Annotated in this window: 1 pseudogene; it reads right to left on the bottom strand. The window is 64.7% G+C overall.

Annotated features, from left to right (window positions below):
• Positions 1-382 (bottom strand): annotated as a pseudogene (locus tag LG661_RS24950) (transposase); the annotation flags it as partial.

Here is a 382-nt window from a genome sequence, read left to right as displayed (position 1 = left end):
GGCTACGAGTGCCTCATTCGACTTGGTTGGGATCGCAGGCTTCGCACCCAGGCTCCAGACATGCTCGCGGAAGGCATGGCTGGTGTAGCCGCGATCCCCGACCACCCACATCGGGACACCTGGCAGTTGCTCCAGCAGCGGGATTGCATGGGGCAGTTCATGCGCCTGACCGGGCGCGATCCGAAAGGCGATGGCGCGTCCGAGACTGTCGGCGATCACGCAAGCCTTAGTGCCATAGCCGCCACGAGAGCGACCAAGTGCTTCACGATCATCTCGTTGAGCTTGAGAGCCCCCTTCGGCGAGCTCCCGCCGCCTTCTGGTGGGCCCGCACGCTGGTGCCGTCCAGAAAAGTCATGCCGAGCTGGATCCCGCGCTCCTGCAC

The sequence above is a fragment of the Microvirga roseola genome, from assembly GCF_020866965.1.
Classification (GTDB): domain Bacteria; phylum Pseudomonadota; class Alphaproteobacteria; order Rhizobiales; family Beijerinckiaceae; genus Microvirga; species Microvirga roseola.
This window is presented reverse-complemented; position numbering and strand designations above follow the sequence as displayed.